Raw genomic sequence first — 23,261 nt, 5'->3', positions numbered from 1 at the left:
CCGGCACCCCGGCGAGGCCGAGGCACCAAACCTGACATAGGGTTCTTGTGGCCACGAAGTTCACGTCCCAGACACGGATGTACCGGTCCGCGACACGGCCCGGTACGAACCCGAGGAGTTTCCTTGCCCATAGTCGTCGCCACCCTCCGGACCAAGCCCGGCCGCCGCGAGGAGGTGCTCGCGGCGTTCCGCCGGCACACTCCCGCCGTGCACGCCGAGCCCGGCTGCCTGCTCTACGCCGCCCATGCCGGCGAGGACCGGGTCACCGTCGTGGAGAACTGGGCCGACCAGGCCGCCCTCGACGCCCACTCGGCCGGGCCGGTGCTGGCCGCGCTGGGCGGGGAGATCGCCGATGCGCTGGCCGGCCCGATGGACGTCGCGGTGCTGGAGCCGGTGCCCGCCGGCGAGCCGGAGAAGGGGCAGCTGCCGAACACCTGAGCCGGAAGGACCGGCGGGTCATCGAGGACAGGCAGGAGCGTAAGGACAGGATCATAAAGAGCCGTGCACGACGCGGTGGTTGCGCATTCAGGAGGTGCGACACGATGACAGACGGTGCTCGGCGGATTGCCCACGTCATGCAACCCGTGGTGCAGGAGACGTATGGTCCGGCCGATCTGAGCGGCGATCCGATCTTCGCCGGAGGGTTCATCAACTTCGGGTACTGGCAAGCCGTTGACCTGGACCTCCCGCTCGGCGAGACGGAGCGGATCCGCAGTCAGGAGGATCTCTACCGTCACGTCCTGGACGCCGCTGGGCTGGCGGGAGAGCCGAAGCTGCTGGAAGTGGGCTGCGGGCTCGGCATGGGATGCGCGATGGCCCTGCGGGAATACGGCCCCTCAGCGGTCACCGGTATGGACATTCATCCGGAGCAACTGCAACGGGCGCGCGGCGCGCACGCCGGCCTGCTGCGGGATGAGTCGGCACGACTGCGGCTCGTCCAGGGGGCGGCGGAGCGCATGCCCTTCGAAGACGGCGAGTTCGACGCCGTCATCAGCGTGGAGGCAGCTCAGCACTTCCCGGATTTCGGCGCCTTCGCGGCAGAGACGTCGCGGGTGCTGCGCCCCGGCGGCCGGGTGGCGGTCGCCAGCTTCTTCACCGTGGACGACGTGCCCGGTCGACCCGAGGAGCTTGCACAGCTGCTGGACACGTACGCGAACGGCCTGGACATCGCCCGGCCGGTGAACGCGCTCGCCGATGCGTTCACGACGGCCGGGCTCACGAACGTGGGCGTCGAATCGATCGGGGCGCACGTCTGGCCGGGGTGGGACCTCTGGCTCGGCCGATCGTGGGCTCCGGGGACCTGGCCGCGGAACTTCCTACGAGCCTACGAGCAGCGGATCCTTGACTACTACGTCATCACGGCGGGTCGGCCGGGATAACGGCGCGGGCGCTGGTGGTGGGGAACCGGCTTGACCAGCCCACGCGGCGAACTTCCGCGAAACCCCGTGGCGTTGCGTATGCGGGGAGGCAGAGGATACGGGCGTGATGAACATTCGCGTCGCTTCGACGGACGACCTCGCGATACTGACGGCCCTCAACGCCATCGTTCATGACGCGCACGTCCGCCACCGGCCCGATCTCTTCGTCAGTGCTCCCGCGCGCGGCGCCCTCGAAGCGCTCCTGATCGGTCAGCTGTCAGATCCGGACACGACCTTCCTCATCGCCGAGACGACGCCCGACGGGGATGCCCTGGGATACGCCATGGCCCGAGTGGCCGCGAAGCACGGCAATGCGCGCGTTGCGCCGGACTCGATCGTCTCGCTTGAGCAGATCGCCGTGGACCCGAGCGCCTCACGCAGGGGCGTCGGCTCGGCGCTGCTGGATGCCGTGCGGGACATCGGACGGGCCGCCGGCTGCCGACGCATGGTCACCCACGTCTGGGATTTCAATGAAGGCGCCCGTTCCTTCTACCAGGCCTCCGGCCTGAGGCCCATGAACAGGATGCTCGATCAGGAACTCTGATCACCGCTGCTACCGCACCCCTCTGGAACGTCAACTCGCCGACGGTCAGGGGCGGTCGGGCCCGGCCGGAGCGAGTGCGGCATCGGCGTCGTCTGCCTTCGGGGGCGCCGCAGACCCGGGCCGCGGCGACGAGAGTCCCCCTGTTCGAGCGAGGTCGAGAGCGTGGAAGTCGAGAGCTTGGGGGAGGGTTCGGGCAGGGTGTGGAAGAACAGCCAGCTCAGCGCCGGCAGCAGGATGAGGGGGGCCAGGGCGGTGCGCAGGGACGTTGCGTCGGCGATGCTGCCGATGGCGGGGCTCGCCAGACCGCCGATGCTGACGGTCAGGCCGAGGGTGATCCCGCTGGCGGTGCCGACGCGCGAGGGCAGGTAGTCCTGGCCGAGCGTGACCTGAAGCGAGAAGGGGACGTACAGGCCGGCCGACGTCAGCGCCACGAACAGGTACAGGGCCGGGCCCGGTACGAACACCACTCCCGCGACGGCCCCGACCGATATCAGGTACGACCAGCGGCACACCGTGACCCGGTCCCAGCGGTTGGCCAGCGAGCCGCCCAGCACGGAGCCGACCGCGCCGCCGAGGTAGAGCACGAACAGCGCCGCGGGGCCCGCGGCGGCGCTGCCGTGCAGGCGCTGCGTGGCGTACAGCGAGATGAAGGCGCTCAGACCGACGAAGACGATCGACCGGCACACCACGGCCAGCGACAGTTTCACGAAGGACGCCCGGTCGTCGCCCCCGGCCGGTATCGCCGTACCGGCGCCGGCGGCTTGCCGCCGTCCCAGCGCGTGCAGCACGGGCAGGCACAGCGCGATGCCGGCGAGTGCGGGCAGCGCCAGCAGCGGCGTCAGACGCAGCCCGCCGGTGGCCACGACGGCGGCGACCATGAGCGGGGCCAGCGCGAAGCCGAGATTGCCGCCTACGGAGAACCAACTCATGGCGCTGTGGCTGCCTTGGCTGGCGAGCCGGGCGACCCGAGCGGACTCGGGGTGGTAGGCGGCCACGCCGATCCCGGAGATCGCCACGAACGCAAGCGTCAGGCCGTAGGAGCCGCTCAGCCCGCTCAGGGCGATGCCGAGTCCGCCCAGCAGCGTGCCGACCGGTAGCAGCCAGGGCATCGCCCAGCGGTCGGTGAGGGCGCCGAACACCGGCTGTGCCACGGATGACAGCAAGGAGGCGGCCAGCACGATGCCGGAGACGGCGGCGTAACTGTAGGCGCGCTCGGCGACGAAGAAGGGGACCAGGGACGCGACGGCGCCCTGGTAGACGTCGACGCAGGCGTGGCCGACGGACAGCAGGGTGATCGATGTATTCCTTTGCACTCCGTCAGGATCCGGGCCCGGAACCGTGTCGCACTTCCGATAAGCTGCCGAGCAATGCCGAAAAGCCGCCATGAGGTCCGCCACGAGATCCGTCGTGGGGTCCGCCACGGGATCCGGCATGAGCCGGTCGCTCCGACCCGCACCCAGTGGCTGGCGTCCGGCAGTGGGATCGACGCCCATCGGCACGACGACCACCAGATCGTCTATGCCGGGCGGGGAGTTCTGGCGGTCACGACCAGCGCGGGTTCCTGGGTCGCCCCGGGCACCCGCGCCATCTGGGTTCCGGCCGGCACCGTCCACGCCCACCAGGCCCACGGTGAGCTGGAACTGCATCTGGTGGGGCTGCCCGCGACCGAGAACCCGCTCGGTCTGGACGCGCCGACCGTGCTGGCCGTGGGCCCGCTGCTGCGCGAACTGCTCGTGGCCTACACCCGCACCCCGGACGACGACAGTCCCGAACGGGCCCGTTTGCGCGCGGTGTTGCTCGACCAGCTGCGGGCCTCCCCGCAACAGCCGCTGCACCTGCCCACACCGACCTCGCCTCTGCTACGGACCCTGTGCGACATCCTGCGCGCCGATCCGGCCGACAGCCGCACCCTCTCCGAACTCGGCCGTGACGTCGGGGCGAGCGCTCGCACCCTGTCCCGGCTGTTCCGCGGCGATCTCGGCATGACGTTCCCGCAGTGGCGCACCCAGTTGCGGCTCCAGCGCGCACTGGTCCTGCTGGCCGAGGGAACACCGGTGACCGCGGTGGCGCACCGGTGCGGCTGGTCGTCGGCAAGCGCGTTCATCGACGTCTTCCGACGCACCTTCGGCCACACACCGGGCGCCCACCCGACGGGCTGACGGGCTGTGAACAGGTCGCCCCCGGACCGTTACGGCAATGGACCGGGCCCTCCCCTCAGGCCGACGGCCTCAGCAGATCCAGTTCGACGCCGATCGCCTCCCGCAGTTCCTCGTGCCGCGGTCCGAGCCTGAACTGCTCGTCGCTCCACCGGTCACGCGGATAGAGCCACACCGGCGCGCCCACGAGATCGGCCGGCTCCCAGTCGAAGCGCGGCCAGACGTGCGCATGCAGGAACGGGTCCGTGTTCCCCAGGATCTCCAGGTTGACCCGCCGGAAGGCCGGATCCAGCCGTCGACAGACCCGCTCGACCGCTTCGCCGAGCTGGTCCATACCGGAGAGGAACGACAGTCGCTTGGCCTTCGGCAGATCCGACAGCCGCTGCACGTTCGGCTCGTCCACGAGGAGGACCGAGTAGCCCGGCAGGAACTGCACGTCGCCGATCACCGCGAACCCCGATTCCAGCCGCCGCAACACGGTCGGATTCGCACCCCTCAGAGCGGTCCCGATGCGATCCGTCCGCCACTCACCGTCACCGTCACCCGTCATGTCACCACAACCTACGCACCAGCACGCCACCGCGGGCCGGATTCGGCCGGCTCGGCCAGCCCGCGGGCGACGGCGCACCAGGGCAGACGTAGAATCGGCAGCTGCTCCCGGACGCCCCGGAGCGCAACTCGGCACGGAACGGGAGTGGTTGAAGTGTGGCAGGAGGTGCCGGTGTACGACCGGCTCGTCGCGGAACGGGGAGACATACCGACCGAGGTCCGCACGGAAGCGGAGAAAGTGCTGCGCAATTTGGAACAGGTGATACGCGGCGCATCGACCGTGGGCAACTCCGCACCGGCGCCGTCGTTCTCCCGGACGCTGGGCTGACCTCGGCGGACCGGCGGCAAGAGGGCGATGTCCCGGTGATGTACGTCGCCCGGCTCGCAGCGGCGCCACGCCTCCAGAAATGAGAGGTGGGGACCCCAGAGGGCAATACGCTCTGTAGCTGCACCGCTACAGAGCGCGATCTTCGCTTTCGGCGTGGTCGCGCGTTCCGTTGCCTGGAGGAGCTGCCTTGACCTCTGTCACGATCGACCATCGCGCCACCTGCTACAGCCTCGGCCACGCCCTGTGCATGGCCCATGCGGCCGACCTCGCCTACAAGGACAAGAACACCATCGAGAACACGGCGCGCGAATGGGGATTCCCGCGGGTGCGGCACCACGAGACCCGCTTCCGCCCGCCGTTCCCCCTGGAGGACACCCAGGCGTACACCCTCGCCGGGGAGCACATGATCATCACCGGCTTCCGCGGGACGGAGCCGACGAACATGCGTGACTGGCTGTCCGACGCGACCACCCCGCCGTGGCCGGGTCCCGGCGGCAGGGGATACGTGCACTACGGCTTCGCCGAGGCGCTGGACTCCATCTGGCCACAAGTGCGCGCGGCGCTCGGCGAGTTCCGGGACAACGGCCAGACGATCTGGTTCACCGGTCACAGTCTCGGCGGTGCGCTGGCCATGCTCGCCGGTGCCCGCCTGCACTTCGAGGATCCGCGGCTGAGGGCCGACGGCATCTACACCTTCGGCCAGCCGCGCACCTGTGACCGGCTGCTGGCCCAGGAGTTCAACACGGCCTTCACCGACCGGATGTACCGCTTCGTGAACAACAACGACGTGGTGCCCCAGCTCCCGCCCGAGCCGGCCTTCCATCACGTCGACGCCCTGCGCTACATCGACTCCAAGGGCAAGCTGCACGACTCGATGCCCCTGGCCGCCGGGCTTGTCGACCGCGCCCGGGGGCTGACGGCCGACGCGCTGGCACCGGCCTCGGACGGCGTGCGGGACCATTTCATCAACAACTACATCGGTGCGCTGGAGAAGAACCAGCGCTGAAGCCGAGTGTGATCCGGCCGGGCCGAATGCGCCCCGGCCGTGGGTGCCCGGCCATGGATCACCGGGGCTGCACCGTGTCCGCGCGGGCGGTGCGGCCCTTCGGGTCCCCCTCGGCCCCGCGCGGGAGCGTCGCGGGGACCGCCAGCGCGTCGACCACGTCCTCCAGGCGTCCCGTGCGCCGGTACACGGTGCGTTGCCGTGTGGCGCCGGTGCCGTGCCGTTGCAGCCGCGACAGCCAGCGCCGTACGGCGTCGAAATCGCCGGCGGCGCGCAGCGGGCCCTGGACGTGTCTGAGCAGGGCCGTGGCCAGGTACCAGGCCGGGACCGTTCGGAGTGCTCCGGGCAGCGGGGCGGTCAGGGCCTGGCCCGACATCCCGTCCCGGGCCGCGCGCCAGGTCGCCGCGCGCAGAACGGTTTCCTCCACGGGCGGGGCCGGTCTCCCCTTGCGTACGTCGGCCAGCGCCGCGGCGACCAGGGCGCGCACCAGTAGCGCATACGCGACGGTGTCGGCGGCGCCGGGCTGCACATCGGCGACCCTGATCTCGACGGTGGGCACATGCCGGGAGGGGCGGACGGACCAGTACAGCATGCCCGGGTCCAGCGCCGCCCCGCTGTTCACCAGCGCCGAGACGATCTGCTCGTAGTGGTCCACCGAGCGCAGGTACGGGGGCGGCGTGGCGGTCGGCCAGCGGCCCCACAGGATGGCCCGCCAGCTGGCGTGGCCGGTGTCGCGGCCGCGGCAGTAGGGGGAGTTCGCGGTCAGGGACAGGAGCAGCGGCATCCAGGGCCGCAGGTGGTTGACGACCTGGACGGCCTCCTCCCGGTCCGGTACGCCTACGTGCACATGGCAGGAGTTGGCGCACAGCTGATCCAGCAGCGGTCCGAACCGGGCGGCGATCGTGTGCGAGCGCGGTTTGTCCTGGACCGGCGGCGGGCCGGGATCGCCCAGTGGTGCCGTGCCGCAGGCGACCAGCAGGCAGCCGGCCTCCTGCGCGGCGCGGGCCGCACAGCGGCGCAGCCGGGTGACCTCCGCACGCAGCTGCCGGGTGGTGGAGCAGACTGCGCTGATGGTCTCCAGCTGTGCCTGTGCCAGCTCGCCCACCACATGCCCGGTCCCTGCCAGCAGGTCGGCCGCCTCCACCACGGAAGGGGCCGCGAGTGCCACCTCACGCGTCACCGCATGCGCCAGAACGAACTCCTCTTCCACCCCCACCGTCAGTTCCCCTTGCCCCGCCCGGACCTCCACACCCACTGCGCAGGACTCCCGCACGCCGCCTCCAGCCTCCGCGCCACACAGCACGAGAACGTGGCTCCCACAGTAGGCACGGCTGCGGGCGATTCGGTGGGCGCGAATGAGGCATTCTCCGTTGGCGGTCGGGAGCGCCGCGCGGGCCGCACCGCTGCCCAACTAGGGCCGGATCACGTGCCGTTCGGCCCGTTCGCTTCGTTCTGCCCGCTCGGCTCGTTCGCGCAGCATCTTGGCGGCGAGGGCGCGGACTTCGGGGCGGGCCTCGCGGAAGGTGAGGCGCGGGTCGTCGGGCTGCGGGGTGGCGGTGGCCGCTCCCGACGCGAGGTGGTGCAGGGCCTCGACCACGATGTCCGCGCAGAGCTCGTTGAGCGTGTGGACGAGTTGCGGCAGGTCGGTTCCGTCGGGCAGTTCGATCCGGCGGGCCAGCAGGATCGGGCCACGGTCGACCCCCGGGTCGATGAAGTGCGCCGTCGCGCCCTGCGGCAGGTCGTGGATGACGGACCAGATGTACGGGTTGTTGCCGCGGACGTCCGGGAGGAAGCCGGGGTGCACATTGACGATTCCGTGCGGGGCGCTGTCGATCACGAAGGGCTTCAGGATGCGGGTGTCGCCGAGGACGGCTATGTGGACGTCGGCCTCCTGGATGAGGTGGGCGACCTTCTTGTCGTTGTGGTGCGGCACCGTGTATCGGGGGATGCCGTGTGCGGCGCACAGGTCCTCGGTGAGCGGCGGCGGTTCGTAGCCCGGCACCCGGTCGAGTTCGGCGCGTTGCGAGGAGCGGCCGCTGTCGGCGAGGGCGGATTCCTCGTCGATCACCAGCGTGGGCACGAACCCCGCGGCGACCAGGCGTTGCAGCATCAGGACGCCGCGGGGGTGGTCCGCCAGGTTCAGATAGGCGAAGCGGAGTTCGCCGGGGGTGCGGCAGCCGGGGAGGTGTACGCGGTGGGGTGTGCGGGCGTGGTCGGTGGGGTCCGTGGTGGGCATGGGGGCGTGCTCGGTGGGGTTCATGGTGTTCTCCTGCTGGTGTGGTGACGGGTGGGAGGGGTGAGGACTACGAGTGGTAGGCGGCGGGGCGGTCTTCGTGGACCGCACCGGCGTCAGGGCTCTGGCCGTGTGCCGGGGGTGGTGGCGACGGCCGCCGGGTACGTCGGCCCCGTTCGGCAGCCGCACCGGCCGCCGCCAGGAGCAGCGTCGCCCCGGCGGCGATGAGCAGGGCGGTGTGGGGGGCGAGGTGGGTCAGCAGGACGCCGGACAGGGCGGCGCTGAGGCCGAAGCCCAGGCCGCTGCCGGCGTACAGCAGGGAGTAGCCGGTGGCGTCCAGGCCGCGGGGCAGCCGCTCGCGCAGGGACAGGTTGCGGGCGGTGAGCAGCGCCGCGTACAGGGCGCCGGCCGGCAGGAGGAACGCGGTGAGGGGGACCGGCCCGGCGCCTGCCGCGAGGGCGGCGCCGCCGACGAGTGTGGCCACCGCGATCAGCAGGACGAGGCTCTGCGACCGGTAGGACATGCGCCAGGTGCGCAGCCCGTAACAGAGGCCGCCCAGCAGGCTGGTCACGGCGAAGGCGCCCAGTAGCGGTCCGGACAGGGAGGCCGGCAGTCCGTTCTCGTCGAGCAGCGGGGCCAGGAGCACCTCCACCGTGGCGATGAGGAACGAGACTCCTGCGCTGGTGAGGTAGACCGGCCAGGCACCGAGCAGGGCGCGGCGTGCCGCCTGCCGGGAGCCGGCGGCTCCGGGTGCGGTCCGTTCCGTGATCCCCGGGAGCCGTCCGGACAGCAGCGCGGCGGCCAGGGCCGCGGTCCCGGCCAGCACCATGGGCGCTCGGCCGTCGATGCCGAAGGCCGTCCCGGCCACCACGACCGGGCCGAGGGCGTAGACGAACTGGTGGATGACCGATTCCCAGCTCAGCGCGGTGGGTACGTCGGCGGGGTCGAGCCGGGTGGTGAGCAGGCTGCGCAGGCCGCCCTGGAGGCCGGCCGTCGCCGCGCCGGCGGTTCCGGCCAGCGCCAGCAGCACCGGAGTGCCCGCCGCCCCGGCCACGAGGGCGATGCCCAGGAAGGCGGCCGCGGCGGTCAGCAGGGCGCATCGCAGGCCCCGGAGCACGTTGCCGCGTCCGAACCGGGCGCCGAGTACGGGGGCGGCGATCGTCTCGCAGATCATGTAGGCGGCGGCCATCCAGGCGCCGGTGGTGTAGGTGCCCAGCGTCGTACGCGCCAGCAGGACGAAGCCGATGGGCGCGCCGACGATCGGGAAGCGGGTGAGCGCGCGGACCACGCTCCATAACGGGAGGCCCTGGTGGCGGAACAGGGCGCGGTAGCGTTTCACGGGCGGCGTTTCAGGGTCGGGAGCCGGGTACGGCGCCCGGGGCATCGCCGGTGGCCGCCGTGGCGAGCCGGATCGGTGCGCAGATCGCATGGCGGCCGAGGTGGGCCTTGCGGCTGGTGTTCACGAAGGTGGCGTGGCCGCCGAGCAGCCGCGGGCCGTCCGGCTCCCGGCTGAAGACGGGGCCGAGCCGCACCCTGGCGCGGGGCATCGTGCAGAGCGTCGCTTCGCGCGGGTGCAGGAAGTCGATGTCGTAACGGTCGCTGTCCACCAGGGAGTTGACGATGTAGCGGACGTCCTCGGCATCGGTTCGGCCCGGGATGTTCCCGGCCGCGACCGCGTCGAGCACCTGCCGCCAGCGGTTGGCCGCGGTGTCGCCGAAGAAGACGCCGCGGCTGCCCCAGGTGTATTCGGGGTGGCCGGGGGCGTCCATCACCTTGAGGACGGTGCGTTTGCGGGCCTCGCGCAGGGAGTTCAGGGTTTCGGGGGCGGGGGCGGCCGGGAGCAGCGTGGCCTGCGGGGTGCCGGCTCTGACCGTGTCGAGCAGTTCCTGCCCCATCCGGCGGGTGAGTTCGTCGGCGAGGTCCTCGTGCCAGCACAGCGGGAGCAGGCCCTTGGTCCCGTAGCCCGAGAAGAGGGGGTTGGTCAGGGTCTCGCTGCCGGCGACGATCCGTTCCCGTACGGTCGCGTCGTACTGGACGAAGTCCTTGACGTAGCAGAAGCGCCATCCCTTGCGGCCGTCGTCCTGGAAGCGGGAGAAGAAGTCGACGGCGACGTCGTGGCCGAACTCCTCCTTCATCCGCCGCTGCATCAGGGCCATTTCGGGGCGGTAGGAGCCGAGTTCGTCGTCCAGCCAGACGCGGGTGACGTCCCGCCGGGCGAACGCCGAGAACAGGGGCGTCGCCGAGACGCCGTAGGCCCGTTCAAAGGCGTGCATCTTTCCCACGTTGCCGATGAGTTCTTCCAGCTCGGTGGCCATGGGGCGGCCGTCGGTGACGACCACGTCGAGCCGGAAGAGGTCGAGTGTGCGCGCCAGGTCGAGTCCGCGGACGTCGTCGGGCACCCCGATGTCCAGGTGGTCGCGCACGACCGGATGCCCTTCGGCGTACAGGTCCTGCACCGCGTCGGACAGGGCGAAAATCGCGGCGCCGAGGCTGCGCAGCCGTCCCGTCAGCTCCTCGTCCACGGGGAAGGGTTCCGCGGCCACGAGCCAGGGCACCTCGCCGCTGTCGACGCCGCGGAAGCTGACTCCCTCGTCCAGCAGGGTCTTTCGGGCGGCCAGCGCGCCGGCCGACTTCTCGTCGCCGTCGTCGGCGGGGTGGTAGAGCACGCCGTCGAGGTCGCGCAGGGCGTCCTGGGCCGTTCGGCTTCCCATACGTCGGTGCTTGCCTTTCGTTGCGTTCCTGGCGCTGAGCAGGGGTGAGGGCGGGGTGTTGGGGGTGGGGTGAGTGTGGCGGGGATGAGTGTGGTGGCGGTGTCGGTTCACGGCACGGCGGTGGCCACGGAGCGCAGACTGCGCCGCAGAAAGCTCAGGGCGCACAGGGTGAGGGCGGCGACGAAGACGGCTCCCGAGAGCAGATAGAGGCGGCTGCCGTTGCCCGACAGGGTGGCCAGCAGTCCGCCCACCCAGGCGCCGATCGCGGCCGCCGCGAAGGCGATGCCGCGGCAGATGCCGGAGATGCGGCCGACCAGGGCCGGTCCCGCGACGTGCTGGCGCATGGCGCGCCATTGGACGTTGAAGATCACCGTGCCGCAGGTGTTCGCCATCAGGGCGAGCGCCACGACGACGAGGTGGGAGGGGAAGGCCATGAGTGCGCAGGCGCTGCCGAGCCCGGCCAGCCCCAGGCCCATGCCGGGGGCGTAGCCGACGTGCTTGCCCAGACGCGGCAGGAGGGTCGCGGCCAGCATGGCGAAGAGGCCCGAGCCGGTGAAGAGGAGTCCTACGACGACCGCCGAGGCGTGCAGGTTGTGCCGGAGCGAGAAGATCGCGTAGATGTCCAGGGAGCCGGTGCACAGATTGGCTCCGGAGCTGAGCAGGATGCCGATGCGGACGGGGCGGCGGTGCCATGCCTGGGCGAGGCCGTCGCGGACGTCGGCCCACAACTCCCGTGCCGGAACGGGGGTGTTGACGGGTGTCGCCGTGACCGTGCCGGGCCCTTCGGCCCCCTTGAGTGTGCGCAAGGGGACGATCATGAGAGTGGCGACGAAGAAGCTGAGGGCGTTCAGGGCGATGGCCGGGCCGCCGTTGCCGAAACCGGTCAGGAAGCCCGCCAGTGAGGGGCCGAGCACCGTGCACAGGGTCCGGGTGCTCTCCAGCCGTGAGTTGGCCTCCAGCAGGCGGGGCGCCGGTATCAGCCGCGGGATGGCGGATTCGTAGGCGGACAGCAGGGTGGAGGCCGCGCAGGCGAGCGCCACGGTGATCACGGCCATGACGGGGACGCCCGCCCGGCCCGTCGAGACCAGCGCCGCGAGGGTGGTCATCAGGGTGCCGGCGAGGAGCGAGGTGGCGACCAGCAATGTGTAGGGGCCCTGACGGTCAGTCAGGGCGCCGCCGAAGAGGCCGGCGACGACGTGCGGGACCATGGAGAGTCCGAAAATCAGGGACATGGCCCCGGCGGATCCGGTCACCGCATAGACGACCAGGGGGAGGGCGACGGTGTAGACCTCGTCGCCCAACTGGCTGCTCGTCTGGGCGATCCAGAAGCGGACGAAGGATCCGTGCCGCCGCAGCGGAGTAGTCACTTCGTCCGCCCCCGTGTGCGCGTGCTCGACGTGAGTCATCTCGTGGTGTTCAGAGATCGTGGTGCTCAGAGACTGAAATAGTCCACCTTGATGCGCGGAATGTAGTTGGCGATGTCCGAGTAGTACTGGACGATTCCATCGTGGAACTGGTCGTACGAATGCTTGAGGTCGTGCAGATTGTTCACGGCCTTATGGGCGTTCGCGGCGGGGATGTCGCCAAGGATTCCGACCGCCTCGTCCAGCAGGCCGACGTGTCCGGCCTCGACGTCGATACGCATATGCGTGATGAGCGGTTCGGCGCAGGCTTCCGGATATCCGGCCGTGCGCGCGGCGCGCCGCAGGCTTTCGGTGCCCTCCTCGAAATCGTCGGCACGCGCCTCGAAGAGCGTGGTGCAGGCGATATAGGAGAGCGTGTCCTGGCGGGCGATTTCGCAGAGGTTGTTGATCAGCGACCAGGTGCCGATGACCGGATGGGCGCTCTTGATGTGCTCCTTGGGTACGCCCATTTTCTTCAGGGACTGCAGGAGCATTCCCGCGTGGTTGTATTCCTCGGTGAAGTAGCGGGAGAGGAGAGGCACCAGCCGTTCGTCATCGCAGTGGGCAATGGCCGTGGCGATGTGCTTGGGCGCCGCCTTCACATAGTGGTAGGTCTCCAGGATCATTCCCATGAAGACCTCGCCGCGCAGATCGCCGCTCTCCAGGCCGGCGAAGAGGTTGTGGAAGCCGATCTGACGGCCCCACATATCGCAGCTGGCCTCGATCTGCTCGATGAACGCCTTGGCAGGTACGGAGGCCATCGGCCTCGTGCGGTACAGCAGTCCGAGCTCGTCGAAGGTCTCGGCGATCTGCCGTACGGAGTCCTCGTCGACGCCCGCGCGCTCGGCGATCTGGGCGATCGAGTGCCGGCCGTCGAAGTAGCGCTTGATGGTGAGGAACTGCTCCCGGGTTCCGAAGTCCTCGGTGATTTCGAAGTATTCCTTGCCGACGATCATCAGCATAGGAGAGTCGTCCGACACCCACTTGAACGTGCAGTGACGGAGTCGCGGATGCTCTATACGAGCCTGGGCGTTCTGGATGTCCACACGGTCAGTGGTGGGCGCTGTCATGCGAGAACCTTTCTGTGCCCCATTGGCCGCAGGGGTGCCGTATCGGTGAATACGGCACCCCCGGGTCAGCAGCATCAGCCGCAGGTGGTGACGGAAGCAATCTTCGACCCCCCGGCGGGAGCCTCGACCTTCTTCACGGTGATCTTCATCATCTGATTCACCTCCCTCCGCACTGAATTACCGAGATTCGCCGAACTGCGGCGGTGAACTCGGCACGTCGAAATATTGCCGCAATGAACTGAGCACGGACAAGGCAGATCATCGTGACGGACGTCACGCGGCGGCCGCTATTCACATGGTTTAACGGCTGGTCAAGCGGTATTTGACCCATCGTTGAAGGCTGCGCCGACGGCGGTCCGGGGACTTTTCCAGGACGAGTAGGCGAAAGAATTGAGCCCCGGCCGAAAAGCGGCCCCGACAGGCCGGTTTCCGCCCCTGATATCCCGTCGCCGACGGCCGCACCGGGGCCCGGACACCGGCGGACAGCGGGTTCTCGCCGCGGCTCCGGTAGCGCTTTCGCGACACCCCGACACCCGGTATGCCGCCGGCGAACGGGCGAAGAGACGAAGACGGGGCGGAAAACGTACGGAGGCTTTCCCTGGCCGGAATCAGGGAGTCCGGTCCACCGATTCGCGCCGTCCCCCGCAATGCGCCCCCGAATTCGTCGTCGCGGCACCGGAACCGACCGCGGGGACTGTGGACGCGACGGCCGCGCAAACGGCAGGGTGTCACCGATGACTCAGTGAACGCCCTTGTGAAGCAGTGGAGTTCGGCCCGCGGCAACGGCGCCGCACCGCCCCACCGCACGGCGCGGACGGTGGGTCACCTCCCCCACGGCGCAAGACCAGAAAGAAGCACCCGGATGACCCTTGCCGCAGCGCACCGAGCCGCCCGGAGCCGAACCGCCGTCGGCCTGTTCGGACAGAACATCACCGCGATGGTGACCCCCTTCCGCCGCTCGGGCGGACTGGACTTCGATGCGGCGATCGCCCTCGCCGCGCATCTGGTGGACGAGGGATGTGACGGCCTCGTCCTCAACGGCACGACGGGCGAGGCCCCCGTCACCTCCGACAAGGAAAAGCGCGATCTCGTACGGGAAATCGTCCGCGCCGTCGGCGCCCGCGCACGGGTGACGGCCGGAATCGGCACCAACGACACCCGCCACTCCCTGGAACTGGCCGCCCAGGCGGCCGATGCGGGCGCCCACGGGCTCCTCGCCGTCACCCCGTACTTCTCACACCCGGCCCAGGAAGGCGTCGTCGCGCATTTCACCGCCCTCGCCGAGGCCACCGAACTGCCGATGATGCTGCACGACATTCCCTTCCGCACGGGCATCGCGATGGCGGCCGACTCCTTCGCACGGCTCGCCGAGCACCCGCGGATCGTGGCGGTCCAGGACGCGCGGGGCGATCTGCCGGCCGGCAGCGCGGTGATGCGCCGTACCGGGCTGGCGTACTACTGCGGCGAGGATCCGCTGTCGCTGCCGTGGCTGTCCGTCGGCGCGTCCGGGCTCATCGGCGTGGCGGGACATGTGGCGCCGCGGCTGCTGCATGCGATGATCCGGCGGTTCGCCGAGGGCGACACGGCCGGCGCGCTCGACGTGCACCAGCGGCTGTGTCCCCTCTTCCAACTGACCGCGGAGGTCGGCGGGGTGCCCTTCGCCAAGGCCGCCCTCGCCGCGCTCGGCCGTCCGGTGGGCGTTCCCCGTCTCCCCCATCTACCGGCCACGAAGCGCGAGCACGACGAGATCGAGGCCGTCCTCACCGAACTGTTCGCGCACCCTCAGCGGTAGCGGGCGCGCCCCCAGGCGGCCGCCAGCGTCAGCGGGACCGTCAGCGCGGCGGCGATCAGGAACAGCAGGCCGTACCTGTGGGCGCCGGCGGCGCCGGCGGTCAGGGTGCCGACCAGGGCGCTGCCGCCGTAGAGGCTCACACCGAACATCGCGACGCCGGTGGCCCTGGCCGTCGGCGCCAGCGCCGTTGCCCACGACTGGAGCGTGGTGTGCAGAAACGACCAACTGGCGCCCAGCAGCAGCGCGGTGACCACCAGCGCCACCAGGGATCGGCTCGCCGCGGCGACGGCGTACGCCACGGCGGCCTGCGCCCCGCCCGTCACGATGAGCCGGACCGGGCTCCACCTCCCCACCAGCTTCTTGACCAGCTGCGCGGACGACATCGCGCCCACCCCGTACAGCGCGGACACCGCACCGGCCACCGCGGTCGGCACGCCCCGGGCCTCCAGGGCGGGTGCCAGATACGTCAAGAAGCCCAGCAGCACGGCCCCTTCGACCAGGGCAATGCCCATGACGCACCACATCCAGCGCGATCCCAGCACGATCCGGAAGGGAGCCAGCATCGAGCGGGAGGCGCGGGCGGACGGCTGTCGCCACGGTTCGGGGAGCCCGCGCAGCGCCCAGCAGAGGAAGCCGGCGATCAGTCCGGGCAGCAGAAAGACCAGGCGCCAGCTGACGTCGTGCGCCAGCGCCCCGGCCACGACCGTGCCCAGGGCCGTTCCCAGGGAGAAGGCGGTCATCAGGTCGCTGAGCGGGCGCTGCCGGACCGCGGCGGGGACGACGTCGCCGACATAGCTCAGCGAGGCGGGGACACAGGCCGCGAAGCACGCCCCGGCCACGCCTCGGGCCAGGATCAGCACCGTGATGTCGGGGGCGCACGCCGAGATCACCGCGGAGAGCGCACCGGCCGCGAGCGAGAGCCGCATGACGCGTACCCGCCCCAGCCGGTCGCTGGCGAGCCCCCAGACCGGCTGCATCACGCCGTAGCACAGGAAATAGACGCTGGCGGCGAGCACCACGGTCGACATCGCTGCGCCGAGTCGTGCCGCGATGACCATCAGCATCGGGGCGATGCAGAAGCGGTCGAAGTTGCTGACCAGTCCCGCCGAACGCAGCAGCCAGAGCGTACGGCGGGGCAGGCCGGAGGTAGGGTCGGCGGTTGTCGTCGAACTGGCGGACCCGGTGGACACGCTGGACACGAGGGTTTCACTCCTTCCCACGCCCGGGAATTCCCCGGGCTCCTTCAGCTCACCACCCGTGCGGTCCGGGTTGTCCGCCCAGGCGATGACGAACACTCACAGGCTGGCGGGGCGGGCACCGCAGGCGCGGAGGTACCGAGCGGCCGGTAGGCAGGAAGGGACAGAGGCGATGAGCGTCGGGGGGCCGGGGGCCGGCAGGGAACCGGGGGCCGGCAGGGGAAGCGCCGTACGCGGCGTACGCAAGGAGCTCGGCGCCTTTCTGCGTTCGCGCCGGGAGCGGCTGACCCCCGCCTCGCTGGGCCTGCCCGGCACACCGCGGCGGCGTACTCCGGGGCTGCGCCGCGACGAGGTGGCCGAGCTGGCCGGGATCAGCAGTTCCTGGTACGCATGGCTGGAGCAGGGGCGGGTGCGTACCTCGGAGCAGGTGTTGCGTGCGGTGGCGCGGGCGCTGCGACTGGATCCGGCGGAGACCGCACATGTGCTGTCCTTCGTGGAGGAGGGCACGCCGTCCGCGCAGCCACCGGGCTGGGTCTCGCGGAACCTGCTCTCGCTGGTGGAGGCGGTCGCGCCGAACCCGGCCGTGGTCCTGGACCCGCACTGGGACCTGCTGGCCTGGAACGCCGGTTACGCGGCCCTGCTGACGGACTTCGCGCGCCTGCCGCCCAGGCAGCGCAACCTGCTGTGGCTGGTGTTCCGCTGGGCCCCGGCCCGTACCCTGATCGTGAACTGGGAGCGCGAAGCGCGCGCCCTGCTGGGCCAGTTCCGCGCCAACGCGGCCCGCCACCCCGACGACCGGCGCTACGCCGAGATCGTCGCCGACCTCATCGAGGACCCGGACGCGGCCCGCTGGTACGACCAGCGCGAAACCGCGGTCTACCACCCGGCGGTCCGGCACTTCCGCCACCCCACGGCGGGCGACCTGCGGCTGCGCTATGTGAAGCTGGCCGCCGTCGACGAACCCGGTCATCACTTCCTGTGCTATCTGCCCGACGACCGGGCCGCCGAGGCGGCCGTACGCACGCTCACCGCGCAGAGGTGAACTCCGCTGCTGCCAGGCCCCGTACACCGCGCCGAAATGATGAGGTGGCACGGGGCGTCGCCATGTCATGATCATGCGCCGGTACGGTCGACTCCGCCGAGTCGATCTCCGGCGTCCGAGGGCTACAACGGCGTGGTTCCACCCCCCTCCCCGGAGGGCCGCCGCCAAGACGGCGTCATGTCACCGTTGGGAACCCCATGACATCCGCTCCCTCGTCCGCCCCCGCATCAGCTGCCTCGTCTGCTCCCTCCCGCACCCCCTCACCGTCCCGCAGCTGGCTGACCGACGCCCCCGTACTGGCCGTCGCCGTCGCCTGGGGCTCCAGCTATCTGGCGACCAAGAGCATCACCGGCCCGTCGACCGTCGTCGCCACGCTGCTCCTGCGCTTCCTCATCGCCGCGGCCCTGCTCGGGCTTCTCCGCCTCCGCGCCATCCGGCGGCTCACCGCGGCCGAGGTGCGCGGCGGCATCCTCATCGGCCTCATCCTCACCTGCGTCTTCGTCCTGGAGACCTACGGCGTCGTGCACACCTCGGCGACGAACGCCGGCCTCATCATCAGCCTGACGATGGTCCTGACCCCGTTGGCCGAGGCGGCGCTGCGCCGCACCCGGCCCACCGGGTCGTTCCTCTTGGGAGCCGCCGGATCGGTCCTGGGAGTGCTGCTCCTCACCCAGGGCGGCGGCTTCACCGCGCCCTCGCTCGGCGATCTGCTGATGCTCCTGGCGGCCCTCGCCCGGACCGCCAATGTGCTCACCACACACCGGCTCGCCTCGATCAAGAGCGCCGACGACGGTGCGCTGACCTTCGTCCAGCTGTCCACCGCCGTCCTCTGCTTCACGGTGCTCTCCCCCTTTGTCGGGACCCCGCCCCTGCGCGTGGCCGCCGCCCTGGTAGCGGGCCAGTGGCTGGACCTCCTCTACCTGGCGCTGCTCTGCACGCTGTTCGCCTTCTTCGTGCAGCTGTGGGCCGTACGCCGCACCGGCCCCTCCCGCGTCAGCCTGCTGCTGGGTACGGAACCGCTGTGGGCCGCGGTGATCGGCGTCGCCCTCGGCGGCGACCAGCTGGGAGCGCTCGGCTACGCCGGAGCGGCGCTGATCCTCCTCGGCACCGCGTGGGGGAGGCGGGCCGCCGAAACGCGCACCGCGTGAGGCGCACCGCGTGACGCGCACGGGCCGCCGGACGTTGATCGGGTCGTGAGCACTTGGTGGGGGTCTTCGGCGGTGGGAATGTCCGGGCGGCGGCAGGGTGGCGTGACCGTGGTGCTGGCGCTCGTCGCGCTGTGCGGCTGCACGGTGGTGGGACCGCATCCGGCCGACGGCCGAGCGGCTCCGTCGCCCGCGTCGCAACGCGCCGACGCCTCGGCTCCGCAGGGTCCGGAACTGCCCGAACGCCCGGTGCGGGAACGGCTGGTGACCACACCGGACAGGGAGGACGCCAAGGCCGCGAAACCGCACAAGATGCCAGAGGCTCCGAAACCGCCCAAGACATCGGAGGCGTCGGCGTCGTCGGAGCCATGGGCGGCTCCGACGACGCCGAAGGGAGCGGCGGTCGGTGCTCCTCCGCCCCCTCGCGTCATCCGCCGAACGGACCCGGCCGTGGAGCGCGCGCACCCGCGGCAGCCGGCGCCGCCGCACCACCGGCGGACGCGGCGGCATCCGACGGTGGTGCGGGTGGCGCCGCGATGGCAGCAGGGGTGGCCGAGCGGCTCCCCGGTGACGGCGCAGGGCATGGTGCCCGTATGCCGCGCGGCGGCGGGCCGGGTGCGGCCGGACATCGTCCGGCTGTGCCAACAGCTGGCACGCTGAGCGGACGTGGCCCGGTGGCGCGATACGGTCGCGGCATGGCGGACTCCCGGTTGACCACCCCTTCGTTCCTCGTGCTCGGCATCATCGACAAACTGGGTGAGGCCAGTCCGTACGACGTGAAGGTCGAGGCCGCGCGCACGGTCGCGCCGTTCTGGTCGATGCCGCATGCGCAGGTGTATGCGCAGTGCGACCGTCTCGTGGCGGCGGGTCTGCTGTCGGAGGTCCGGCAGACGGGCGGGCGGAACCGGCGGGTGATGAAGCTGACGGTGGCCGGTAGGGCGGCGCTGGAAGAGTGGCTCGGCGACCCGACGTTCGTGCCGGTCGAGGCGCGGGAGCGGGGCATCCTCAAGCTGTGGTTCGGCGCGCGGCCGGAGGTGCTCGCCCCGGTGCAGCTCACCGAGCACCACGCCACGCTCGCCGGGTACGAGGAACTCGCGGAGAGCGTCGGCGAGTTGCTGACGCGCGGGCAGCGCGAGGCGCTGGAGTTCGGGATCCGTTATGAGCGGATGATGGTCGATTTCTGGCAGTGGGTGGAGCAGCGCGGAGCGTGATGCCGCGGCGATGACCGCGGCGATGGCCGCAGAAACCGTTGACCACGGTGACGGATCGCCCCTACCTTCTCGATAGTCCAATCAGGACGATCCAAGAAGGACTATTGGGCGGGTCGAGGCCGCGTGCCGCCCGCGTGCGAGGGAGTCGCCGTGAACCGTCCGAGGGGGATCGCCTGGCGCCGCGTGGCCGCCCTCGCCGTGGTCGTCGTCTGCGTGGGCTACGCACCGGTCGCCATGACCGAACTGTGGCCGTACGCGCAGCGCGGCGCACCGGCGTTCGGGGAATGGCTGCTGTCCCGTGCGGTGTCGCCGCGCTATGTCGCCGATGCCTTCGCCACCCGGATCGGCCCGTACGGACGCAGCCTCGTGGCGATGATCGTCCACTCGGTTCTGGGCGGTGCGCTGATGCTGCTCGGGCCCGTCCAGCTGCTGTCCGCGGTGCGTCGGCGCATCCGGCTGCACCGGGCGATGGGGGTGGTGTTCGCGCTGACGGTGTACGTCTCGATGGCGGGCGCCGCGGTCTATCTGGTGCGCACGGCGCCGGGTGACGCGTTCAGCGGGGCGGCGTTCTGGATCGTGCTGGCCACGATTCTGGTCGGCACCGTGCTGAGCATGACGTTCGGCATCTTCGCCGCCGTCGGGCGGCTTCCCGACCTGCATCAGCGCTGGATGCTGCTGTGTTACGGGTACCTCATGACCGCGCCGCTGCTGCGCCTGGAGTGGGGCGCGCTGCCGGGGCTGCTGCCGGGGCTGTCCCTGGAGGACGTCAACCGGGTCGCGATCATGCACCTCGGCTCCGTGGTCGTCTTCGGTGCGCTGCTCGCCTCCCGTGCCATGGACAAGCGGACGACGGTTCCCGGGGTGTCCGGGACATGGGTGCCGCTGCCGGTGCTCGTCGCGGCGCATCTGGCGGGCGCGGCCGCCCTGGTGTGGATCGCGCGGTCCTTGGTGGGGTGGGGCGCCGAGGGGCAGCGGCTGCTGGCCGGGTATCTGATTCCGTACGCGGTGGCCTACGCCGTCATGTTCGCCGGGCAGCGGCGCGCGGGCCGGGAGGGGCGGAGCTGGGCGCGCGAGGAGTGGCGCCTGCACCTGACCGGACTGTGTCTGGCACCGGCGTTCTCGGCCGGCGCGACGCTGGCGTTCGAACGGTACCTGGGGCTCGGCGGGCAGACGGCCCTGTCCGCCGGAGTCGCCATCGGCTGCGGCATGTTGGCGTTCATGGCGACCACGGTGGTCAGCCTGCGCGTCATGTACGCCCGCGAGGCGGTCAGGCGCGAGGCGCTGCGCGGGGGCCGGGGTGAGGGGCGGGCTCCGGTGGCGGGGGCCGCGTCGGGGGTGACGTCGGAGCCGGTGTCGGGGTCGGGTCGGTAGGCGGTTTCCGGGTGCCCCTCGGGGATGCGGCGGGCGTATCGACAGGGCGACTTATCGGCTCGGCCAAGGGAACGGTCAGCAAACGGAGCGCAGATGAGCAAGGAATCGGAAACGGAAACGGACGGGTCCGGCGCCGTCGAGGCCGTGGCGTCGGAGGGGCGGAGCGGGCCCGAGGGACCGGTCGGCCGGGAACTCACCGCAGGAGTGACGATGCTGGCCACCGCCGTGGCCCTCATCAGCGTTCTGGTCGGCGCCCTGCTGGCGGCCGTGAGCCTCACCGGGCACGTATTCGGCGCCTGGACGTCGCCCGAGCCGCTCAGCCCCGGTCTCGTCGGTGCGGCGATGGTCGGCGTCGCGCCCGGCTTGTTCGTGATCGGCCGGGCCCGCGTCTGGGAGGAGGTCCGGACCCTCGTCCTGCCGCTCGCCCTCGTGCTCGTCGGTCTGCTCGCCGTCACGCTGCTCAACGCCGGCCGGCTCCAGGCAGCGGAGGGCGGTTCGCTGGTCCTGGTCCTGTTCAGCCTCGGATGGGTGGCCGTCCTGGGGCTGCTCGGGATGGCGGCGGTCGGCTGCCTGGTCGGTCAGTACCTCAAGCCCGCCCGGCCGCGCGGCGGTCGGATCGCCCCGCTGCCGGGCTGGTCGAAGCCGTTTCTGGCGGTGCTCGGTTCGGCGTGGTCCGGGATCGGGGCGGGTCTGCTCGCGCTGCCGGATTTCTGGGCCGGTTTCGTTCCGTGGACCGTGAACCGCCCCGACGCGCAGGCGCTCGGCGTCTGGGCGCTCTCGCTCGGCGTCGGCGTCCTCGGTGCACTGGCCGAGGACGACCTGACCCGTATCCGCCCCGCCCTGCTCGCCCTCCCCTGCGTCGCCCTCGCCGTGACCCTCGAACTGGGCGCCCACGCCTCGACGGTCCACTGGTCGTCCGGCCCCGGCCTGTCGCTGATCACCATGGTCGGCGGGCTGCTGCTGGCGGGCGGGGTGGGACGCCTGCTGCTGTCACGACAGGCAGGGCTTCGCCCCTGACGCATCGGCACCGGCTCCGCCGAGGCGTCGCCCCGCTCCCTCACCCACCCACTCCCCCGCACAGATCCGCGACCGCCTCCAGCACGGCATCCTGGCGCTCCTCGTGGATCCAGCCGTGCCCGGCGTCGGCGAGGATGCGGTGTTCGCCTCGCGGGACGGAGGCGGACAGTTGGGCGTGCAGCGCGTTTTTGGCGTCGTTGATGGCGCGGAGGACGTCGTCGGGCCACAGCTGGGCCTGGGTGTTGTCGTGGCCCAGGGCGGTGAGCACGATCATCGGGATATCGGGGAGACCGGGCGCGGCGCGGAGTTCGGCGGCGACCTCGTCGTAGAGGTTGCGGCTCTCGTACAGCCCGGTCTTCCAGGCGGCGAGGTGGTGGTCGAGGAGCGGCCCGCGTACGGCTTCCGGCCAGTTCGCGAAGAGTGGTGCGGCCTGCTCGCGCGCCTGCTGGAGCTGCTCCGGTGTCGGCTCGGGCATCTCCTGGCTGTTCAACTGCTCCACCATATCGCGGGCCTGCTGGGGCCCGTTGGCGTGGAGGTCCTCGTGGAAGGGGTCGAGCAGCAGGAGGCCGGCCACGTCGGCGGGGAAGCGCTGTGCGTAGTGGCGTGCGTAGGCGCCGCCGAGGGAGTGGCCGACGAAGACGTACGGGGCGGGGACGGCGGCGGTCCGCAGTAAGGCCCGGAGTTCGTCGGTGACCGCGGCGGCGGTACGGGGCAGCTCGACGGCGTCGCTCCAGCCGGTTCCTCCGCGGTCGTAGAGGACGCTGGTGGTCCGCTCCGCAATCCGGTTGTGGGCGTTGAGGTAGTCCAGACCGACCTGACCGGCGCCCGCCAGGAACACCACTGCCGGACCCCCGGTCCCGGAGCGGTGCAGCATCAGCCGACGCTCACCGGTGTCGTATCGGCGGCCCAGGGGCGGGGCCGCGGCGTCGGCAGTCTCGGGACGGGCTGCGGGAGAGGTCAAGGCCGCCTGGGGCACGGGGAGTTGCGGCGCGGAGGTGTGCGGCATGGGGTTTCCCTGTTCTCGAGTTTTTCGGAGCGGTGGCCTCCGGCACGCGAGACCATCGTCACCATT

The 23,261-nt window shown here is 71.2% G+C and carries 24 protein-coding genes; 14 read left to right on the top strand and 10 right to left on the bottom strand.

Translation table 11 applies throughout. The features are described 5' to 3' along the window. Positions 1 to 123: 123 nt before the first annotated feature. From B1H19_RS37465 to B1H19_RS37455, 3 genes are all read left to right on the top strand, one after another. Positions 124 to 438, top strand: a complete 315-nt coding sequence (locus B1H19_RS37465) for a putative quinol monooxygenase (protein ID WP_083109305.1) — start codon at positions 124 to 126, stop codon at positions 436 to 438. Positions 439 to 542: 104 nt separating this feature from the next. Next, a complete protein-coding gene (locus B1H19_RS37460; RefSeq protein ID WP_083109304.1) occupies positions 543 to 1,379 on the top strand; it encodes a class I SAM-dependent methyltransferase in 837 nt (278 codons plus the stop codon). 106 nt (positions 1,380 to 1,485) lie between these two features. Continuing rightward, positions 1,486 to 1,962, top strand: a complete 477-nt coding sequence (locus tag B1H19_RS37455; RefSeq protein WP_083109303.1) for a GNAT family N-acetyltransferase — start codon at positions 1,486 to 1,488, stop codon at positions 1,960 to 1,962. Here B1H19_RS37455 and B1H19_RS37450 read toward each other — a convergent pair. Next, entirely contained in the window at positions 1,950 to 3,275 is a 1,326-nt protein-coding gene (locus B1H19_RS37450; RefSeq protein WP_083109302.1) for an MFS transporter, read from the bottom strand. The two genes, B1H19_RS37455 and B1H19_RS37450, sit on opposite strands and share 13 nt — an antisense overlap. A 54-nt stretch (positions 3,276 to 3,329) precedes the next feature. On the opposite strand from B1H19_RS37450, the gene B1H19_RS37445 reads away from it, so the two are divergent. Then, positions 3,330 to 4,121, top strand: a complete 792-nt coding sequence (locus B1H19_RS37445; protein ID WP_083109301.1) for an AraC family transcriptional regulator — start codon at positions 3,330 to 3,332, stop codon at positions 4,119 to 4,121. A gap of 55 nt (positions 4,122 to 4,176) precedes the next feature. Here B1H19_RS37445 and B1H19_RS37440 read toward each other — a convergent pair whose 3' ends face one another. Next, on the bottom strand, positions 4,177 to 4,668 hold the full coding sequence (locus B1H19_RS37440; protein ID WP_083109300.1) for an HIT family protein: 492 nt from the start codon (positions 4,666 to 4,668) through the stop codon (positions 4,177 to 4,179). 171 nt (positions 4,669 to 4,839) lie between these two features. On the opposite strand from B1H19_RS37440, the gene B1H19_RS39115 reads away from it, so the two are divergent. Together B1H19_RS39115 and B1H19_RS37435 are read left to right on the top strand one after the other, a co-directional pair. Beyond that, the gene (locus B1H19_RS39115) at positions 4,840 to 4,995 is read left to right on the top strand and encodes a hypothetical protein (RefSeq protein WP_162500695.1); all 156 of its coding nucleotides are present in this window, start codon (positions 4,840 to 4,842) and stop codon (positions 4,993 to 4,995) included. 187 nt (positions 4,996 to 5,182) lie between these two features. Then, positions 5,183 to 6,001 carry a lipase family protein gene (locus B1H19_RS37435; protein ID WP_083109299.1) on the top strand — a complete coding sequence of 273 codons (819 nt, stop codon included), beginning with the start codon at positions 5,183 to 5,185 and terminating at the stop codon, positions 5,999 to 6,001. A 58-nt stretch (positions 6,002 to 6,059) separates the two neighbouring features. Here the strand turns inward: B1H19_RS37435 and B1H19_RS37430 are convergent, their stop codons facing one another. From B1H19_RS37430 to B1H19_RS37405, 6 genes are all read right to left on the bottom strand, one after another. Next, positions 6,060 to 7,214: a carboxylate-amine ligase gene (locus tag B1H19_RS37430; protein WP_159028234.1), complete on the bottom strand. Its 1,155-nt coding sequence runs from the start codon at positions 7,212 to 7,214 to the stop codon at positions 6,060 to 6,062. A 195-nt stretch (positions 7,215 to 7,409) separates the two neighbouring features. Then, complete coding sequence (locus tag B1H19_RS37425) at positions 7,410 to 8,258, bottom strand: formyltransferase family protein (protein ID WP_083109297.1); 849 nt, start codon at positions 8,256 to 8,258, stop codon at positions 7,410 to 7,412. A 43-nt stretch (positions 8,259 to 8,301) separates the two neighbouring features. After that, the gene (locus B1H19_RS37420) at positions 8,302 to 9,570 is read right to left on the bottom strand and encodes an MFS transporter (protein WP_083109296.1); all 1,269 of its coding nucleotides are present in this window, start codon (positions 9,568 to 9,570) and stop codon (positions 8,302 to 8,304) included. Between the two features lie 10 nt (positions 9,571 to 9,580). Further along, positions 9,581 to 10,942: a hypothetical protein gene (locus tag B1H19_RS37415; RefSeq protein ID WP_083109295.1), complete on the bottom strand. Its 1,362-nt coding sequence runs from the start codon at positions 10,940 to 10,942 to the stop codon at positions 9,581 to 9,583. Between the two features lie 107 nt (positions 10,943 to 11,049). Beyond that, the gene (locus B1H19_RS37410; protein WP_083109294.1) at positions 11,050 to 12,348 is read right to left on the bottom strand and encodes an MFS transporter; all 1,299 of its coding nucleotides are present in this window, start codon (positions 12,346 to 12,348) and stop codon (positions 11,050 to 11,052) included. Positions 12,349 to 12,374: 26 nt separating this feature from the next. Next, the gene (locus B1H19_RS37405; protein ID WP_237289733.1) at positions 12,375 to 13,301 is read right to left on the bottom strand and encodes a thiaminase II/PqqC family protein; all 927 of its coding nucleotides are present in this window, start codon (positions 13,299 to 13,301) and stop codon (positions 12,375 to 12,377) included. A 54-nt stretch (positions 13,302 to 13,355) separates the two neighbouring features. On the opposite strand from B1H19_RS37405, the gene B1H19_RS39110 reads away from it, so the two are divergent. Together B1H19_RS39110 and dapA are read left to right on the top strand one after the other, a co-directional pair. Beyond that, positions 13,356 to 13,571 carry a hypothetical protein gene (locus B1H19_RS39110; protein WP_162500694.1) on the top strand — a complete coding sequence of 72 codons (216 nt, stop codon included), beginning with the start codon at positions 13,356 to 13,358 and terminating at the stop codon, positions 13,569 to 13,571. Positions 13,572 to 14,277: 706 nt separating this feature from the next. Beyond that, complete coding sequence (dapA, locus tag B1H19_RS37400) at positions 14,278 to 15,207, top strand: 4-hydroxy-tetrahydrodipicolinate synthase (RefSeq protein ID WP_083109292.1); 930 nt, start codon at positions 14,278 to 14,280, stop codon at positions 15,205 to 15,207. On the opposite strand, the gene B1H19_RS37395 is transcribed toward dapA, so the two are convergent. Beyond that, the gene (locus B1H19_RS37395; RefSeq protein ID WP_237289732.1) at positions 15,198 to 16,406 is read right to left on the bottom strand and encodes an MFS transporter; all 1,209 of its coding nucleotides are present in this window, start codon (positions 16,404 to 16,406) and stop codon (positions 15,198 to 15,200) included. The two genes, dapA and B1H19_RS37395, sit on opposite strands and share 10 nt — an antisense overlap. A 169-nt stretch (positions 16,407 to 16,575) precedes the next feature. Between B1H19_RS37395 and B1H19_RS39020 the strand changes: the two genes are divergently transcribed. The 6 genes from B1H19_RS39020 to B1H19_RS37365 all read left to right on the top strand — a co-directional run bounded on the left by B1H19_RS39020 (position 16,576) and on the right by B1H19_RS37365 (position 22,189). Continuing rightward, the gene (locus B1H19_RS39020) at positions 16,576 to 17,445 is read left to right on the top strand and encodes a helix-turn-helix domain-containing protein (protein ID WP_159028233.1); all 870 of its coding nucleotides are present in this window, start codon (positions 16,576 to 16,578) and stop codon (positions 17,443 to 17,445) included. A 197-nt stretch (positions 17,446 to 17,642) separates the two neighbouring features. Beyond that, complete coding sequence (locus B1H19_RS37385; protein ID WP_083109291.1) at positions 17,643 to 18,593, top strand: DMT family transporter; 951 nt, start codon at positions 17,643 to 17,645, stop codon at positions 18,591 to 18,593. A 45-nt stretch (positions 18,594 to 18,638) separates the two neighbouring features. Further along, positions 18,639 to 19,250 (top strand): hypothetical protein, encoded by a 612-nt coding sequence (locus B1H19_RS39015; protein WP_203237301.1) that lies wholly within the window; start codon positions 18,639 to 18,641, stop codon positions 19,248 to 19,250. Positions 19,251 to 19,285: 35 nt separating this feature from the next. Continuing rightward, positions 19,286 to 19,801: a PadR family transcriptional regulator gene (locus tag B1H19_RS37375; RefSeq protein WP_083109289.1), complete on the top strand. Its 516-nt coding sequence runs from the start codon at positions 19,286 to 19,288 to the stop codon at positions 19,799 to 19,801. A gap of 150 nt (positions 19,802 to 19,951) precedes the next feature. After that, a complete protein-coding gene (locus tag B1H19_RS37370; RefSeq protein ID WP_083109288.1) occupies positions 19,952 to 21,172 on the top strand; it encodes a DUF2306 domain-containing protein in 1,221 nt (406 codons plus the stop codon). A gap of 93 nt (positions 21,173 to 21,265) precedes the next feature. After that, positions 21,266 to 22,189: a hypothetical protein gene (locus B1H19_RS37365; protein WP_083109287.1), complete on the top strand. Its 924-nt coding sequence runs from the start codon at positions 21,266 to 21,268 to the stop codon at positions 22,187 to 22,189. A 40-nt stretch (positions 22,190 to 22,229) separates the two neighbouring features. Here B1H19_RS37365 and B1H19_RS37360 read toward each other — a convergent pair whose 3' ends face one another. After that, positions 22,230 to 23,195: an alpha/beta fold hydrolase gene (locus tag B1H19_RS37360; RefSeq protein ID WP_083109286.1), complete on the bottom strand. Its 966-nt coding sequence runs from the start codon at positions 23,193 to 23,195 to the stop codon at positions 22,230 to 22,232. Between the last annotated feature and the right edge of the window lie 66 nt (positions 23,196 to 23,261).

The organism is Streptomyces gilvosporeus (assembly GCF_002082195.1).
GTDB lineage: Bacteria > Actinomycetota > Actinomycetes > Streptomycetales > Streptomycetaceae > Streptomyces > Streptomyces gilvosporeus.
This window is presented reverse-complemented; position numbering and strand designations above follow the sequence as displayed.